Raw genomic sequence first — 684 nt, 5'->3', positions numbered from 1 at the left:
ACCCGGCGTGAAGGTGTAGGAACCGTCGGCGTTGAAGTTCAGCGTTCCGTTGCCGGTACCGACATCCGTCGCCAGGTCGTAACCGGCTATCGTGCCATCGACGTCACTCGCCGCCGGCACCTGCCCACTGAGAACGCTGTTCTCGCCGGTGGTCCGGGTATCGGCGACGGCCACCGGCGCATCGTTGGTGCCGGTCACGGTGATCGTCACCGTCTTGGGCTCGCTAACGCCGCCGTCGTTATCGGTGGCGGTGTAGCTGAAGGTCACGTCACGGCTCTCACCGGCAGCCAGACTGTCGAAGTCGGTGCCGGGCGTGAAGCTGTAGGAGCCGTCGGCGTTGAACGTCAGGCTGCCGTTGCCGGCACCGACATCCGTCGACAGGTCGTAACCCACGATCGTACCGTCAATATCGGTCGCTGCCGGCACTTGACCACTGAGAACGGTGTTCTCGCCGGTAGCCTGGGTATCGGCCACGGCCACCGGCGCATCGTTGGTGCCGGTGACGGTAATAGTGACGGTCTTGGGCTCGCTGACGCCACCGGCATTATCGGTAGCGGTATAGCTGAAGGTCACGTCGCGGCTCTCGCCCGCAGCCAGACTGTCGAAGTTGGCGCCCGGGGTGAAGCTGTAACTGCCGTCGGCGTTGAACGCCAGGCTGCCGTTGCCAGCGCCGACATCCGTCGC

Annotated in this window: 1 protein-coding gene; it reads right to left on the bottom strand. The window is 64.9% G+C overall.

The window, feature by feature from the left end; translation table 11 throughout:
* Nucleotides 1-684 (bottom strand): Ig-like domain-containing protein (locus BTW08_RS18420; protein ID WP_139313726.1); only part of this gene is annotated, 684 nt, incomplete at both ends.

The organism is Salinicola sp. MH3R3-1, assembly GCF_001937155.1.
Taxonomy (GTDB): domain Bacteria; phylum Pseudomonadota; class Gammaproteobacteria; order Pseudomonadales; family Halomonadaceae; genus Salinicola; species Salinicola halophyticus.
Note: the sequence above shows the minus strand (reverse complement) of the source record. Positions and strands in the feature narration are given on the sequence as shown.